We start from the raw sequence: 16,090 nt of genomic DNA on the forward strand, positions 1-16,090 counted from the left end.
CTTCCCGAGGGGAGACGGATCGCAAGATCCGCGTTACCAGACCCGTAAGGGTATTATTCAAGGAGATACCGAATGTCGGTATTTGTCGTGGGTAAACACAAGCAGCGGCTAATGCCCTGCACGGAAAAGCGGGCAAGATTACTGCTAGACCGTGGGCGGGCGGTGGTGCATAAGCGCTACCCGTTCACGATACGCCTGAAAGACCGTACTGATGGTGAACTTCAGTCGCTACGGTTAAGTATCGATCCTGGCAGCCGGGAAACAGGTCTGGCTATCACCCGTGAAGTAGGCAACAAGCGCCATGTCCTGTCGCTGTTCGAGCTAGTGCATCGGGGTTTCCAGATTCGTGAGGCTTTGGAGCAGCGCCGTGCCTTCCGCCGCCGTCGTCGTGGTCAGTTACGCCATCGCCAGCCTCGCTTTAACAATCGGACAAAGTGTAAGGGCTGGCTCGCGCCCAGCCTGCAACATCGTGTCGATACGACGCTGGCTTGGGTTGACCGTCTGTGCCAATTAGCGCCGATCACCTCGCTGAGTCAGGAGCTGGTGCGCTTCGATACTCAGAAGCTGGAAAATCCCGAAATTTCCGGCATCGAATACCAGCGAGGCACGCTACTCGGCTACGAAATACGCGAATACCTGCTGGAAAAATGGGGCCGTGAGTGCGCGTATTGCGGCGATAAAGACACGCCGTTGGAGATCGAGCATGTTATTGCCAAGAGCAACGGCGGCTCCAATCGGGTCACGAATCTGACGCTGGCTTGCCATCCCTGCAACCAGGCCAAGGGCAATGACACGTTAGAGGCGTTCTTTACTCGGGATAAGGGACTTAAGAAGCGATTAAGACAGAACAAATTGTCGGCGGAAACGCGCTACCAGCGCGTGATCCGTGAACAGAAACGCTCACTCCGTGACGCAGCGGCGGTCAACGCCACGCGCTGGGCATTGCATCGCGACCTTAACGTCACGGGCCTGCCGGTGGAAGTGGGTACGGGCGGACAAACCAAGTTTAACCGTATGACGCTAGGCATCCCCAAGACCCATGCGTTGGACGCCGCCTGCGTCGGCAGTCTAAAAGCGCAGCATGATTGGAATGTGCCCACCCTGGTCATCAAGGCCATGGGGCGTGGGAGCTACCAGCGCACGCGCCTGAACAAATACGGTTTTCCACGGGGGTATTTAATGCGCGAAAAACGCGCCTATGGCTTCCAGACAGGTGACATGGTGAGCGCCCTTGTTCCTACGGGGGAAAAGACCGGCAGGCACCAAGGTCGCGTGGCCATACGCAAGACTGGAAACTTTAATATCCAAACAACCAACGGGGCGATCCAGGGAATTTCCCACCGTCACTGCACACTCGTTCAGCGCGGTGATGGCTATCGTTATCACCAAACAGCCACCATCCAACCGAAAGGAGAAGGGAAACAGGTAGCCTAGTCGCCCTTCGGGCGACGTGCTATCCCTCCCGGCGCTAAAGCAACCGGGTTTCCCGCGCAAAAGAGATGAACTGCACGTCCCCTAACCAACCCGTCCAGGAAAGCCTTGAACCTTCCGTGGGCATTACTCACTGCCATGACTCACACCTGATGCGAGCGGCTCAGGTGGTGGAATGCAAGCGAAAGACGGTGATCGTCGAGGTGATGGGACAGGATGGATGCGAGCGTTGCAAGCAAGGTGGCGGCTGCGGAGCGGGTTTGTTCATTCGCTCGCAACGCTTTCGTCTGGAAGTGGTCGCGCCAAAACAGCTCGCAATCGGTGAGGTGGTAACCCTAGCCTTGCCACGCAAGACGCTTTCTCTGCTGGCAGCCACCATCTATGCACTACCACTGGTATTCGCCTTGTTTATCGCTGGATTGGGGCAGGGCCTGTTCGACGCTCCCTGGGTGGCGCCCGTCGGTTTCTTTGTCGGTTTGCTGGGTGGTGTCTTGGGGCTACACTATTTCCTGAAGGAACAAAGGGAACGCTTCCGGCCGCGATTGTTTTTTTGAGATTGTTCGCCGAAAAAGTAGATCTAATGATGAAAAGGAGCTTTGCATGAGCATAAATCGTTTGATTTCCTACTCCACTTTTTGGGTCTGTCTCGTCGCGCTGCTACTGATGGGGCAAGCCGCCCAGGCACAAGAAACGCGCGGCCTGCCTGACTTTGTCGAGCTGGTCGAAAAAGCCGCGCCGGCTGTGGTGAATATTTCCACCAGCCGTACGGTGCAACGCCAGGGCGGTCCCGCATTCCATGGCTTTGGAGAGCAGGAAATTCCTGAGATCTTCCGACATTTTTTTGGTGATCGCTTTCCAATGCCGCCGGGTGGAGAAGGAGGTGGCCAAGGGCGTGGCTATGAGCGCCAATCCTTGGGGTCCGGCTTCATCATCAGCGAAGACGGTTACATCATGACCAACGCCCATGTGGTGGAAGGGGCGGATGAAATACTGGTGCGCTTGGACGATCATCGTGAGCTGGAGGCGACGCTGGTGGGGAGCGATCCCCAGACTGACGTGGCATTGGTGAAAGTAGATGCGACCCAGCTTCCAGTACTCCCCATGGGGGACTCCGAAAAAATGCAAGTCGGTGAGTGGGTGGCGGCGATCGGTTCTCCGTTTGGTTTCGATCACTCGGTTACCGCAGGCATCATCAGCGCCATCAATCGCACCTTGCCGCGCGATGCCTACGTGCCCTTCATTCAGACCGACGTGGCGATTAACCCGGGTAATTCCGGTGGGCCGCTGTTCAATCTAGATGGCGAAGTGATTGGTATCAACTCCCAGATATTGACTCGCAGCGGTGGGTTCATGGGGCTGTCGTTCGCTATTCCCATCAATGTCGCCATGGACGTGGCCGAGCAATTGCGCGAGGAAGGCCGCGTCGAGCGTGGCTGGCTCGGGGTAATGATTCAGCCGGTATCACGTGATCTGGCCGAATCCTTCGGTATGGAAAGTGCCAGCGGTGCCTTGATTGCCGATCTTGACCCTGAAGGACCGGCAGCTCGGGGTGGCCTGCAAGCGGGCGATGTGATCCTTGAAGTCGACGGTGAGGAAGTGGAACGTTCCAGTAGCTTGCCGCGCCTGATCGGACGTGTCGACCCAGGTGAAGAGGTCACCCTGACATTGATGCGTGATGGTGAACAGATGATGCAAGAGGTGACACTGGGCGAATGGCCGCGTGACGAGGAAACTGCGACTACCGGCGAAGGGGAAGATAGCCCGGCGCGGCTCGGAATTGTCGTGGCCGAACTGGATGACGCCCTGCGTGAGCGTCTGGGGATTCCCGGTGGCGTGCTGGTGCGTCAGGTGGAACCGCAAGGTGCCGCGGCACAGGCTGGAGTCAGTGCGGGTGATATTCTGGTGAGTATCGATAACCGTCCGGTATCGACCCCTCAAGAGCTTGCTGACGTGTCTGAGAACTTGCCCACCGACAGAGCGGTACCGGTTCGCCTATACCGTGACGGCCGTTCGCTGTTCGTGGCACTGCGCCTGAATGGCTGATAGCCGGTGCCAAAGACGCCGATGAACCGGCATTTACTTACCTGGATGACGAGATCCGGCGGCCTTGTGCCGCCGGACTGCTGTCCCTATCACGTGCATATCGCTACAATAGCCCCATTCTTTCGCCGGTAATGTGACACCATCCCTGGTAGCCTTTCCGAGCTTCGAACCTATTTCCCCCAGCCGTCGGATTTGGCCGGTGGTGAACTGACAAGGTAGAACAGATTCGATGTCCCATGACGCATCCAAAGGCAAACTTAGCCACATTCGCAATTTTTCGATCATTGCCCACATCGACCATGGTAAATCGACCCTCTCGGATCGTTTGATCCAGACCTGCGGTGGTTTGACCAATCGCGAGCTGAAAGAGCAAGTGCTTGATTCCATGGATATCGAGCGTGAGCGAGGCATCACCATCAAGGCGCAGTCGGTCACCCTTGATTACACGGCGCTCGATGGGCTTACCTATCAGCTGAACTTCATCGATACGCCTGGGCACGTGGATTTTTCCTACGAAGTGTCACGTTCGCTGTATGCCTGCGAAGGGGCGTTGCTGGTGGTCGATGCCGCCCAGGGTGTGGAAGCCCAGTCGGTGGCGAACTGCTATACCGCCGTCGAGCAGGGGCTTGAAGTGTTACCCGTGCTCAACAAGATCGATCTGCCCCAGGCGGATCCGGATCGGGTAGCTCAGGAAATCGAGGAAATTATCGGTCTGGACGCCGTCGATGCCTGTCAGGTCTCAGCCAAGAGCGGCATTGGTATCGATGCACTGCTGGAACGCCTGGTACGTGATATTCCACCGCCCCAGGGCGACCCCGAAGCGCCGCTTCAGGCGCTGATCATCGACTCCTGGTTCGATAACTATCTGGGTGTGGTGTCTCTGGTACGGGTATTCGACGGTACCTTGCGCAAGGGCGAGAAGATTCGCATCGTTTCCACCGGGCGCGACTGGGGGGCAACCGAAGTGGGCATCTTCACCCCCCTGCGCAAGCAGACCGACATTCTGCGGGCGGGAGAAGTCGGGTTTCTGGTCGCCGGTATCAAGGAAATCCACGGCGCGCCGGTGGGCGATACCATCACCCATACCAAGACGCCCGACGTCAAGCGCCTGCCGGGTTTCAAGAAGATCAAGCCGCAAGTCTACGCGGGGATGTTCCCGGTTAGTGCCGATGACTACGAAGACTTCCGCGATGCCTTGGAAAAACTCGCCCTCAACGATGCTTCGTTGCAGTATGAACCGGAAAATTCCGACGCCCTGGGCTTCGGCTTCCGGGTCGGGTTTCTGGGCACCTTGCACATGGAGATCGTTCAGGAGCGGCTCGAGCGCGAATACAACCTCGATCTACTGACCACCGCACCCACCGTGGTTTACGAACTGGCTATGAAAAATGGCGAGGTGGTCTACATTTCCAATCCGTCCAAGCTGCCGGATATGGCGGATGTGGACGAAATGCGTGAACCGGTGGTGCGAGCGGGCATCCTGGTACCCCAGGAATACGTCGGCAACGTGATTACCGAGTGCGAACAACGTCGTGGCACCCAGCTCGACATGCAGTTTCTGGGTAACCAGATTCAACTGACCTATGAATTGCCCATGAGCGAAGTGGTCATGGACTTTTTCGATCGGTTGAAATCGATTTCCAAGGGCTACGCCTCACTGGAGTATAATTTCGAGCGCTTCGAAGCGGCCAAATTGGTGCGTCTGGATGTGCTGATCAACGGTGACAAGGTGGACGCCCTGGCGGTCATCATTCACCGGGACCATGCGCACGGGCGTGGCCGCCTGCTGGTCGAGAAGATGAAGGAGTTGATCCCGCGCCAGATGTTCGATGTGGCGATTCAAGCCGCCATCGGCGGTCAGGTGGTATCACGTTCCACGGTCAAGGCGCTGCGCAAGAACGTCACCGCGAAATGCTATGGGGGCGATGTCTCGCGCAAGAAAAAGCTGCTGGAAAAACAGAAAGCCGGCAAGAAACGCATGAAGCAGGTCGGCCGGGTGGAAATTCCCCAGGACGCCTTTCTGGCCGTACTCAGGGTCAACGACTAGGGAATCTCATCAACCATGGATTTTTCACTTCTTCTGGTTCTGGCAGTGGCCGTTTCGGGGATTGTTTATCTACTCGATGCCGTGTGGTGGCGCCCCAAGCGTCGTCGGCAGCTTGCCATCGCCGAGACGGCCACCACGGAAGGCCTGGACGAGCCCACGCGGGAAAAGCTGCTGAAGGAACCGTGGCCGGTCGATTACTCGCGCTCGTTCTTTCCGGTGCTGTTGGTCGTGCTCGTGGTGCGCAGTTTTATCGTGGAACCCTTTCAGATACCCTCCGGCTCGATGCGCCCCACGCTGGAGATAGGCGACTTCATCCTGGTCAACAAGTATGCCTACGGCTTGCGTTTGCCGGTAGTGCATACTCGCATCCTGGAAGTCGGCGACCCCGAACGGGGCGACGTGATGGTGTTTCGTTTCCCCGACCAGCCTTCGGTCAACTTCATCAAGCGCGTTATCGGCATGCCGGGAGACCGGGTTCGCTACGAAGGCAAACAGCTATATATCAACGGCGAACCGGTCCCCAAGCAGTTGTTGGAAGAAGGTCCGCCGCTGGCACCACGTGAGTTATTGCTTGAAGAGTTTCTCGATGAAACCCCTCACAATATTTATAACAACCCGCGCGATCCCGGCCCGCAAATGCGTGAGATCGTAGTGCCCGAAGGGCATTATTTCACCATGGGTGACAATCGTGACCATTCCAACGATAGTCGCTACTGGGGCGTCGTTCCGGAAGCCAACATTGTCGGCCGTGCCTTTGCCGTCTGGATGCACTGGGATGATGGTTTGCCCAGTTTTACCAGCGTGCGGCGCATACAATGATCGCTTATGTTTTTCACATTTTTTTATTGTCGAGTATGACCCAGGAGCCCCGTGAGTAACTCCCTGACCCCTTTTTGCCGACGAATCGGCTATACCTTTAGCGATGATGCGCTATTGGAACTGGCCATGACCCACCGTAGCTTTGGGGGGCGTAATAATGAGCGCCTAGAGTTTCTCGGCGATTCCATTGTCAATTTCGTGATTGCCGAAGCACTTTACGAGCGTTTCCCGCAAGCGCGCGAAGGTCAGTTGTCGCGCTTGCGTGCCCGCCTGGTGAAAGGCCAGACGCTGGCGGAGCTGGCGCGTGAAATGGCCTTTGGTGAATGCTTGCGCCTGGGTTCCGGCGAAATGAAAAGCGGTGGGCATCGGCGAGAATCGATTCTGGCCGATGCCGTCGAAGCAATCATCGGGGCGATCTATCTGGATGCGGGCATGGACAGCGTGCGAGAGCGCGTACTGGCCTGGTATGCCGAGCGTCTGGAAAACATTTCCCTGCAGGATACCCAGAAAGATCCCAAGACCCGGTTGCAGGAATTTCTGCAGTCGCGTCAAGCCGGTTTGCCGCGTTACGACGTGGTTCTAGTGAAAGGTGAGGCACACGCCCAGATGTTTACAGTGGAATGCTACATTGACCTGCTCGACGAGCACACCACCGGCAAGGGGCCAAGCCGCCGCCATGCTGAACAACAGGCTGCCGAGGATGCCCTCTCGCACCTGGAAACCAGCAAGGGAGACAAGCAATGACGCAAACCTGTGGATTCGTGGCGATCGTCGGACGGCCTAATGTGGGTAAATCGACGTTGATGAACCGTATTCTGGGGCAGAAGGTGTCGATCACCACACGCCGCCCCCAGACGACTCGGCACCAGGTCAGAGGGATCAAGACCCAGGAAGACGCCCAGTTCATTTACGTCGATACGCCGGGCATGCACATCATGTCGAAGGATCGCAACAAGGCGATCAATCGGTTCATGAACCAGGCAGCCACCCAGGCATTGCGTGATGTGGACTGCGTGGTTTTCATCATCGACCGCACCCGCTGGTCGGAGGAGGATCAGGCCGTTCTCACGCGTCTTGAACACGTCAAGGCACCGGTGATCCTGGCGGTCAACAAGGTGGATCGCCTGACCGATAAAAGCGGTCTCATGCCATGGCTGGCCGAGGTGGGGGCGCGACGTGATTTCGCCGCCATCGTGCCGATTTCCGCCAAGCACGGCACCAATGTCGATGAGCTTGAAACGGAAGTGGCCAAGCATCTGCCGCAAAGCGAGCATTTCTTTCCGGAAGACCAGATCACCGACAAGAGCATGCGCTTTCTGGCCGCGGAACTGGTGCGTGAAAAAGTCATGCGTCAGTTAGGCGATGAACTGCCTTACCAGATGACCGTGGAAATCGAGGAGTTTCGGGAAACCGAGCGTGTCACGCATATCAGTGCCTTGATTCTGGTCGAACGCCAAGGACAGAAGATAATTCTGATAGGCGAGAACGGTGAGCGGATCAAGAGTATCGGACGTGAAGCGCGTCTGGACATGGAGCGCGCGCTGGATACCAAGGTGATGCTGAATCTCTGGGTCAAGGTCAAACGTGGCTGGTCGGATGATGAACGTGCTCTCAAGAGTCTGGGCTACGACCTCGACTGAGGTATGGCTCAAGACCGAGGTATCGCATGCAGCCGGAGCCCGCTTTTCTGCTTCATCGCAAACCCTATCGGGAGACCAGCGCCCTGGTGGACCTTCTTACCCTCGGCCAGGGGCGCATACGCGCCGTAGCCCGAGGGGCTCAACGTCCGAGCTCGCGTAGTCGTCAGCGTTTGCAGCCATTCACGCCGCTGTATGTGAGCTGGCAGGGCAAGCATGAACTCAAACGTCTGGTGGTGATGGAGTCACGGGGGCAGACGGCGTTGCTGGTGGGCGAAGGCTTGCTTTGCGGGTTTTATGCCAACGAACTAGCCACCCGATTACTGCCCAACGAGCTACCGGTTCCCGAAGTGTTCGCATTTTATTCAGCGTTACTCGAAGCATTGCCGGTACCCGCCGAACGGGCACCGGCCTTGCGCCGCTATGAATTTGCCTTGCTTGACGCCCTAGACGCCGCACCCCGTTTCACGACACCTGACGGCGGCGCTCTGGATATGCCGGTGCGTTACCGATTCGAGCCTGGCAGCCGGGCGTTTATTCCCGGGCCTCGTGGCATCGATGGCCGCACCTTGCGGCTGGTCGCCCAGGGAGACTGGCAAGCGCCGGGCCTGGCAGGGCCGGTCAAGGCTGTGATGCGGGCGGCATTGGCGCCCTTGTTAGGCGCGCGCCCGCTGCGTTCTCGCGAGCTGATGATTGCGCTGGCCCAACGCCGTCATCCATCCACTTGAAAAGGAGTTTTGTATGCATCCCCCGCGTATTCTTCTAGGTGTCAATATCGACCATATCGCCACGCTGCGTCAGGCACGTGGTACGCGTTATCCAGACCCTGTTCAGGCGGCGTTGTTGGCCGAAGAGGCGGGTGCCGATGGGATCACGGTGCATCTGCGCGAAGACCGGCGCCACATCCAGCCGCGCGATGTGCACTTGCTGGCCGAGGTGTTGGCCACGCGCATGAATCTGGAAATGGCGGTGACTGAAGAGATGCTGTCGCTGGCTGAAACCTTGCGCCCGGCGCATGTGTGCCTAGTGCCGGAAAAACGTGAAGAACTGACCACCGAGGGCGGGCTGGATGTCGTCGGCGGGTTCGATTCCCTGGCCTCTGCCTGTGAGCGTTTGAAGGCCGCCGGCTGTGATGTGTCCCTGTTCATCGACCCTGACATTGAACAGATCGATGCCGCCGTCCGCCTCGGGGTGCCGACCATTGAATTGCATACCGGCGCCTATGCCGACGCTGCGGTGGGCAGTAAAGACGCAATCCGGGAGTTTCATCGCCTGAGCGATGCCGCCATTCATGCGGTAGCGGTGGGCCTGGTAGTCAATGCCGGCCACGGGCTGAATTACCACAACGTGGAGGCGATTGCCGCGATTCCCGGTATCAATGAGTTGAATATCGGTCATGCGATCATCGCGCGTGCGATGTTTGTGGGATTGAAAGAAGCTGTACGCGAGATGAAACGCTTGATCATCGCCGGCCAGGAAGCGGGGCTGGTGGCCTCGCTTGAGGTTCATGACCACGAACACGAACACGAGCATGAACACGATCATGATCACTGAGCACGACGATGATTAGTGGTATCGGCTCCGACATTGCCCGGATAGAACGCTTTTCCCAGGCCCTTGAACGCCACGGCCCACGTTTCGCCAAGCGAATTCTGGGGCCTCTCGAACAGGCGCGCTATCCTGATGGGGCGCCACCGGCAGCTTTTCTGGCCAAACGCTTTGCAGCCAAGGAGGCGTTCGTCAAGGCGCTGGGTACCGGCTTGCGCCATGGTATGTGCTGGAGTGATATTCAGGTGGTCAATGACGACCGGGGCAAGCCTGGTCTTCAGTTGAGTGGCCAGGCCGAGGTGCTTTATCAGGCAGCCGGTATTACCGGCTGCCACCTTTCCTTGAGTGATGAAGATGCCTACGCCCTGGCATTCGTGGTGCTGGAATGCGCGCCCTGAGCGTTTCGCTTGCTCCGATATCACGGCTGTCGGGGCTATAGGTCGGCCCCCTGAGTGCGTAGCCGTCCCATGGCTGAATAAAGATCGTCGAGTAACGTCGCGGCACTTTCGATGCCACCTGCCCGCAAGCGCGTTTCCAGGGTTTCTACCAAAAGAGCCAATTCCGGCGCGCCACAATAACGCCCTGCCCCGTTGAGTGCATGCACGGCATCCAGCAGTGCCTCCGCATCAGAGGCGGCATAGGCGTCTCGAATGACGGTTTCCGTATCATCGAGGCTGTCAATCAAAGCGCGGAGTTGCTCCCGAGCCACGCTTTCAAGGCCGCCCGCCAGACGGGTGCCGAGTGCCAGATCAACCACCGCCAGGCGTGATGGGAGAGGGGTGGGCAACCCGGCCTGGGGCCGTGTAGAAGGCGAGGGCAAGAGGTTGGGCAGGGCGACGCCTAGAAAGCGTTGGAGCAATTGGTGCAATTGGGCTTCGTCAATGGGCTTGATCAATACCTCATCCAGGCCATCGGCCAGCCATTGCTGACGTTCGGGCAGCATGGCGTGGGCGGTGACGGCGACAATCGGGCAGCTGGCCCAGCCATTGCCCAGTCGCCGCATGGCCTGGGTGGTTTGCACGCCGTTCATGCCCGGCATACGAATATCCATCAGCACCATGTCAAATAATCCTTTACGGGCAAACGCTAATGCCTGTTCGCCACTTTCCGCCAAGCTTACCGTTATGCCATCACTTGCCAGCAGTGCCTTGAGCAGCTGGCGGTTGGGCGCATTGTCATCCACGACCAGCAGCTGCAAGGGCTGTGCTTGATGAGCCGTGGTCAATGCAGCATTTTGCTTGGATGGCGCTAGCGGAGTGGCAGCCAGGTGGCGTTTGACGGCAGCGGCCAGCTTGGCTCGGGGAAGTGGTTTGCACATGATCTCGCCGCCATGCGGCAGCGTGAAGGAAGGCAGTTCAAAGGAGGGCAGGTTGACCAGTACCAGGGCGGGACAGGCAGCGCTATTGATGGCTTCTTGCCAGCGTTGTTGCTGCTCTCGGGAGAGTGTCTCGTTACCTAATCCCAGCACTATGAGGGATGCCGATTCCACAGCCGCCAGGCTTGAGACCTTCGCACCCCAGCGTCTCAGTAGGTGTTCATAGACATGGTGGGTGAGGGTGTGCGCTTCGTGCAGGCATATCCGTTGACCGCTTAACATCAGCTCGGGCGGACGCTCCAGGGCGGCACGAGCTAGCAGCGGCAAGGTGAACGAGAAGGTCGAGCCTTGGTCAGGTTGGCTCATCACGCTGATCTCTCCCCCCATTCGCTCTACCAATTGGCGGCAAATGCTCAGTCCCAGCCCGCTGCCTCCAAAATGACGACTGTGGCTGGGTTTGGCTTGGCAAAATGCCTTGAACAGCTGTTTCTGGTGGGTATCGCTCAGACCGATGCCGGTGTCGCTGACATTGATGCGCAGCATCAGACGCTGGGCTTCCTGGGCTTCGAGCATCACCCGGACAACCACGTCGCCTTGGGAGGTAAACTTGATGGCGTTGCTTATCAGGTTGCTGAGGACCTGATGAATGCGTAGAGGGTCGCCACTGAGCGGGGTGGGAATATCGTCATACACCAAGGCCAGCAGATTGAGCTGCTTGCGCTGGGCCTCCGGGGCATGTAAACCCAGCACTTCATCCACCAGGGCGACAATATCCACATCGACCTGCTCGAGTGTGAGCTGGTTGGCTTCAAGCTTGGAAAAATCCAGAACATCGTTGACCAGCATCAAAAGATTGTCACAGGCGCGATGCACGTGTTGCAGCCATTCACGTTGGCGCGCGTCCAGGGAAGAGCGCCCCAAAAGACGACAGAAACCGATAATGCCATTCAAGGGAGTGCGAATTTCATGGCTCATGTTGGCGAGAAACTCTGACTTGACCGCATTGGCCTGTACCGCTGTACGATGCGCGAAGTCCAGTTTTATATTCTGTTCTTCGATGGTTTCCATGGACTCTTCCAGCTCGCTGGTGGTCTGTTCTATCTGGGACTGCATATCCACTTGCGCCTGGTGGAGATGAGTGGCCAAGGCATTGATCCTGCTAGCCAATCGCTGTTGCTCAGGTGGAGCTGGTGGCGTCAGTCGATGGCGATAATCGCCCTTGTTGAGGCGATAGAGCATCGCGTTGGCCTCTTCCAGGGGACGTGTCACGTAGCGGCTGAGGGTGAAGGCCACCAGGAACAGGAATAGCCCCAACAGCAGGCCGCCCAAGCTCAGGCTGGCGATCAATCGGTAGCGTTGAAGCGTCAGGTTACGGGTATCGAATTGTGCTTCCAGCCAGCCCTGGGCCGCAGCAGGTGAACCGTCATCGGTCAATATTGACTGAGCCGGTTCAAGGGGTACCTGCAGGCGCCATACATTCTGTTCGGTGGCTAATCCCGGGGCCACCGAAGAGGCCTGCTCGGGAGCGGGTAACGTGGGTCGGCCCAACGACAGCAAGCGCTCGTGCCCAGCATCGTAGAGGGTCACGGCAAGCAACCCTTCACGTTCGAGAAGATGGCGTGCCGTGGCGTTCATGCGCTGGTTGTCTTGCGCCAGGATGGCATTGCCCAGTTCCGGAGCCAGTAACTTGCCTGCGCTCTCCAACCGGTGTTGCAAGGCTTGGCGTGACTGGTGATGCTCGTTGATCACCAAGAATGTCGCCATCAAGACGTAGACCAGCAGCGGAATGCCCAGCAAGGCAAGCAGGAGTCGAGTGTTGAGTGACATGGTTGCGCCTTCAATATTAAACAATCATACGGCCGGATTCCCCGTATCAACGGGCGTCAGCCAGTGATGCGCGGGAGGAAGGCCACGAGGGGGTTACAGGCTGCTTGACCAGAAACCTGACGTCGGTCTGGTTGTGGTGCAGGCGCTGTATCTTCGACAAGGGTACTTGCTTGTAGCGCTTGCCGGGCGTGGCAATGTAGCGACCATCTTCGCCACGAATAAACGCCATCGACGTGCCGTTGAACCCGCTGAGATAGCCCACCTGGCCCTGGAAACGCACCGTATCCAGCCGATTAAAACCCTTGAGACTGACAACGTTCTTGCCGTTGCGCTTTTGCTCGCGGTTGGGCTGTTTACGACCTCGGCGGGGCGTGGCCTCGTGCAACGAGCGGATGGACGGGGGCAGGCGGCCTTTCTTATGAGAGGCACTGCGGTTATCAAAACGCGGCGTACGATAGCGGGTCTTGCGATGCCGACGCCCCTGGCGGTAGCTGCGCCGTGTGTCCATCTTGCTCTTGATGTCCGTGCGAAGATGAATTTCTTCCTGGTAGACCACCTCATCGTTGGCCACGGCAGCGATCCCCACCACGACACCGCCATCGTCGATACCGATGACGACCGGCTGACCGTGCTCGGTGGCGGCATAGGTCAACTGGATGGCAAAGGGCGTCCGCTGGATCACCTGGGCCTTGCCTGCCCTGAGCATCCATCGGGCCTTCGCCGAGTGAGTGGGCATCAGCCAATCGCCTTGCTGACTTTTGACATAGACCTTCATGCATGTCCCTCTGTCGGTCGGTTGGTAAGAACGCACTGTGACACCACAGGGGTAAGGTTCGCTTCGGCCAGGTTAATCGGGCTTGTCGTGCCAGGTTGACGGCCCCTTCCCCTCAGGACTGGTTACAACAAGGCGACAGAGCAAGGGACTAGCGAAACATCCCAGGGTGTCATGACCCGATTAACGTAGTGTGCCCAGAAGGCACCCTTGGCCTAGTCAACCAGGACTTGCACATCGTCCTGCAAGCCCGCATCCATCAGCGACGCTGATGATGCGTGGGTAATTGACATAGTGTGCCTGTCCAGTCTGCACCGGCGTCGATATAATGCAGCACAATGGTCCCTAGAAGGAATGCGTTATGGATTTTCCCACTCTGGAAGATGTGGTCGGCAATACGCCGCTGGTGCGCTTGAAGCGCATCTGTGCAGGGCGTAACAATACCCTGTTAGCCAAGCTGGAAGGCAATAACCCGGCGGGGTCGGTCAAGGACCGTCCGGCACTTTCGATGCTGACCGAAGCCGAGGCGAGAGGTGACATCGCGCCTGGAGACACCTTGATCGAAGCGACCTCGGGCAATACCGGCATCGCTCTGGCCATGGCGGCGGCGATCAAGGGCTACCGTATGGTATTGATCATGCCGGAAAACGCTTCGAGCGAGCGCAAGCAAGCGATGGCTGCCTTTGGTGCCGAACTGATTGGCGTGAGCAAGGAAGGTGGCATGGAGGAAGCACGTGACGTGGCAAATGCGATGATTGCGCGAGGTGAAGGCAAACCGCTGGATCAGTTCGCCAACCCCGATAACCCCTTGGCGCATTATCGCACCACCGGCCCGGAAATCTGGCGGCAAACCGAGGGGCGGGTGACGCACTTCGTAAGCTCCATGGGCACCACAGGCACTATCATGGGGGTCTCCCGCTATCTCAAGGAAAAGAATCCCGCCATTCAGATCGTCGGGTTGCAGCCCGCCGATGGCGCGAGCATTCCCGGTATTCGCCGTTGGCCGCAAGCCTACCTCCCGGCGATTTTTGAAGCCCCTCGGGTGGATGTCACCCTGGATATCGGCCAGCAGGAAGCCGAAGAGCACATGCGCCGCCTGGCGCGTGAAGAAGGTATTTTGGCCGGGGTCTCGTCTGGAGGCAGTCTGGCCGGTGCACTGCGTATTGCCGAGCAATGTGAAAATGCCGTCATTGCGTTCATCGTTTGCGACCGCGGCGACCGCTACCTTTCAACCGGGCTTTTCGCCCCGGAGGTTTAATGGCCATGCTTGGCAAACGACGCCCACCACGGCGTCATTCAGGACATTCGGGCCTGGCTCGTTCGCCCGCCGCAGCAACTGCGCAGGCGTCTCCCACCGGGGAAGACAATCACGTCACTATCGAACGCCTGGCCCACGATGGGCGGGGCGTGGCGCATCTGGCTTCCGGAAAGACGCTGTTCGTGGATCAAGCCTTGCCTGGAGAAACCGTCAAGGTAGCGATACATCGCACGCGCAAGCGTTTCGATGAAGCTCACCTCAAGGCGATCGAGGTGGCATCGCCCCAACGAATAGAGCCCCCGTGCCCGCATTTCGGCCATTGCGGTGGTTGTGACTTGCAGCACCTGAGCATCGATGCCCAGCGTGCCCACAAGCGGCAGGTGGTCGGCGAACTGTTCGCCCGCCAAGGCGTGGCACTGGAGAGCCCCATCCAGGCACTGGATACCCAGACGCAAGCCTACCGGCGCCGAGCGCGCCTGGGAGTGAAGGTCGACTCCCATGGCAAGGTTCTGCTGGGATTTCGGGCCAAGGACACGCACCGCCTGGTGAATATTCATACCTGTATGGTGTTGGTGCCGTCATTACAGGCGTTACTGGCTCCGTTGCATGAACTGCTGGAGCAGCTTGAAGCGCCTCGACACGTGGGCCATATCGAGCTTATCGCCACCCGAGACAGCTGTGTGGTGTTGGTCAGGCAACTGCGCGAACATGCGGCGGATAAAGCGCGTTGGCAGGCCTTCGCCGACAGCCAGGCGGTGGCCCTGGGCACCTTGTTGGGGCGGGAAGCGCCTGAACTGAACTGGTATGGTGCACCCCCGGTTCTGCAGGATATCCACGATGACCTGACGCTGACCTTCGCACCGGGTGATTTTCTTCAGGTCAATGCCGAGGTCAATCAGAAGGTCATTGCCCAGGTGTTGGCATGGCTGGCGATTACGCCCGGTCAGCAGGTATTGGATCTATTCGCCGGCATCGGTAACTTCAGTTTGCCCTTGGCCGCTGCCGGTGCCGCCGTACAGGCGGTGGAAGGGAGTGCCACCATGGTGGCGAGAATCACCGCCAATGCCCACACTAACCATTTGACGGTAGCCGCGATGCAAGCGGACTTGAACCAGCCGGAGGCGGTGGCGGCCTTGCTTGCCGAGCGCCGATTGGATGCCGTGGTGCTGGACCCGCCACGCAGCGGTGCGGAGACCGTTTGCCAAGCACTAGGCCGCCACCCGGTCAAGCGAGTGGTGTATGTTTCCTGTGACCCGGCCACCCTGGCACGTGATGCGGCACAACTCGTGCATGCAGGCTATCGTATCGTTCAGATAGCCGTGGCGGATATGTTCTTGCATACCGCGCACATGGAAACGCTGGTGTTATTCGAGCATCGACATGGTTGACAGCC

Annotated in this window: 14 protein-coding genes; 12 read left to right on the forward strand and 2 right to left on the reverse strand. The window is 58.4% G+C overall.

Translation table 11 applies throughout. The annotated features are described in order from the left end of the window. Positions 1-72: 72 nt before the first annotated feature. From iscB to acpS, 10 genes are all read left to right on the forward strand, one after another. Positions 73-1,434: an RNA-guided endonuclease IscB gene (iscB, locus tag DU506_RS13070; protein ID WP_181870766.1), complete on the forward strand. Its 1,362-nt coding sequence runs from the start codon at positions 73-75 to the stop codon at positions 1,432-1,434. A 65-nt stretch (positions 1,435-1,499) separates the two neighbouring features. After that, the gene (locus tag DU506_RS13075) at positions 1,500-1,985 is read left to right on the forward strand and encodes a SoxR reducing system RseC family protein (RefSeq protein WP_114487353.1); all 486 of its coding nucleotides are present in this window, start codon (positions 1,500-1,502) and stop codon (positions 1,983-1,985) included. Between the two features lie 52 nt (positions 1,986-2,037). Then, positions 2,038-3,474 (forward strand): DegQ family serine endoprotease, encoded by a 1,437-nt coding sequence (locus tag DU506_RS13080; protein ID WP_114487380.1) that lies wholly within the window; start codon positions 2,038-2,040, stop codon positions 3,472-3,474. 229 nt (positions 3,475-3,703) lie between these two features. Then, positions 3,704-5,521: a translation elongation factor 4 gene (lepA, locus tag DU506_RS13085; RefSeq protein WP_114487354.1), complete on the forward strand. Its 1,818-nt coding sequence runs from the start codon at positions 3,704-3,706 to the stop codon at positions 5,519-5,521. 15 nt (positions 5,522-5,536) lie between these two features. Continuing rightward, positions 5,537-6,340, forward strand: coding sequence for a signal peptidase I (gene lepB, locus DU506_RS13090; RefSeq protein WP_114487355.1), 804 nt, complete (start codon positions 5,537-5,539; stop codon positions 6,338-6,340). Positions 6,341-6,391: 51 nt separating this feature from the next. Continuing rightward, the gene (gene rnc / locus DU506_RS13095) at positions 6,392-7,084 is read left to right on the forward strand and encodes a ribonuclease III (protein WP_114487356.1); all 693 of its coding nucleotides are present in this window, start codon (positions 6,392-6,394) and stop codon (positions 7,082-7,084) included. After that, positions 7,081-7,980, forward strand: coding sequence for a GTPase Era (era, locus tag DU506_RS13100; RefSeq protein ID WP_114487357.1), 900 nt, complete (start codon positions 7,081-7,083; stop codon positions 7,978-7,980). Before rnc ends, era begins: the two co-directional genes overlap by 4 nt. A 26-nt stretch (positions 7,981-8,006) precedes the next feature. Next, on the forward strand, positions 8,007-8,705 hold the full coding sequence (recO, locus tag DU506_RS13105) for a DNA repair protein RecO (protein ID WP_114487358.1): 699 nt from the start codon (positions 8,007-8,009) through the stop codon (positions 8,703-8,705). A gap of 13 nt (positions 8,706-8,718) precedes the next feature. Then, positions 8,719-9,531: a pyridoxine 5'-phosphate synthase gene (pdxJ, locus tag DU506_RS13110; protein WP_114487359.1), complete on the forward strand. Its 813-nt coding sequence runs from the start codon at positions 8,719-8,721 to the stop codon at positions 9,529-9,531. A gap of 8 nt (positions 9,532-9,539) precedes the next feature. Further along, a complete protein-coding gene (gene acpS, locus DU506_RS13115; RefSeq protein WP_114487360.1) occupies positions 9,540-9,923 on the forward strand; it encodes a holo-ACP synthase in 384 nt (127 codons plus the stop codon). Positions 9,924-9,958: 35 nt separating this feature from the next. Here acpS and DU506_RS13120 read toward each other — a convergent pair whose 3' ends face one another. Both DU506_RS13120 and DU506_RS13125 read right to left on the reverse strand, forming a co-directional pair. Further along, positions 9,959-12,667 (reverse strand): ATP-binding protein, encoded by a 2,709-nt coding sequence (locus DU506_RS13120; protein WP_114487361.1) that lies wholly within the window; start codon positions 12,665-12,667, stop codon positions 9,959-9,961. Between the two features lie 46 nt (positions 12,668-12,713). Further along, complete coding sequence (locus DU506_RS13125; protein WP_114487362.1) at positions 12,714-13,442, reverse strand: RRXRR domain-containing protein; 729 nt, start codon at positions 13,440-13,442, stop codon at positions 12,714-12,716. A gap of 358 nt (positions 13,443-13,800) precedes the next feature. On the opposite strand from DU506_RS13125, the gene cysM reads away from it, so the two are divergent. Then, the gene (gene cysM, locus DU506_RS13130; RefSeq protein ID WP_114487363.1) at positions 13,801-14,697 is read left to right on the forward strand and encodes a cysteine synthase CysM; all 897 of its coding nucleotides are present in this window, start codon (positions 13,801-13,803) and stop codon (positions 14,695-14,697) included. Next, positions 14,697-16,085 carry a 23S rRNA (uracil(1939)-C(5))-methyltransferase RlmD gene (rlmD, locus tag DU506_RS13135; protein ID WP_114487364.1) on the forward strand — a complete coding sequence of 463 codons (1,389 nt, stop codon included), beginning with the start codon at positions 14,697-14,699 and terminating at the stop codon, positions 16,083-16,085. The genes cysM and rlmD overlap by 1 nt, the downstream gene beginning before the upstream one ends. The last annotated feature ends 5 nt before the right edge of the window (positions 16,086-16,090 follow it).

Source organism: Vreelandella rituensis, assembly GCF_003336665.1.
GTDB lineage: Bacteria > Pseudomonadota > Gammaproteobacteria > Pseudomonadales > Halomonadaceae > Vreelandella > Vreelandella rituensis.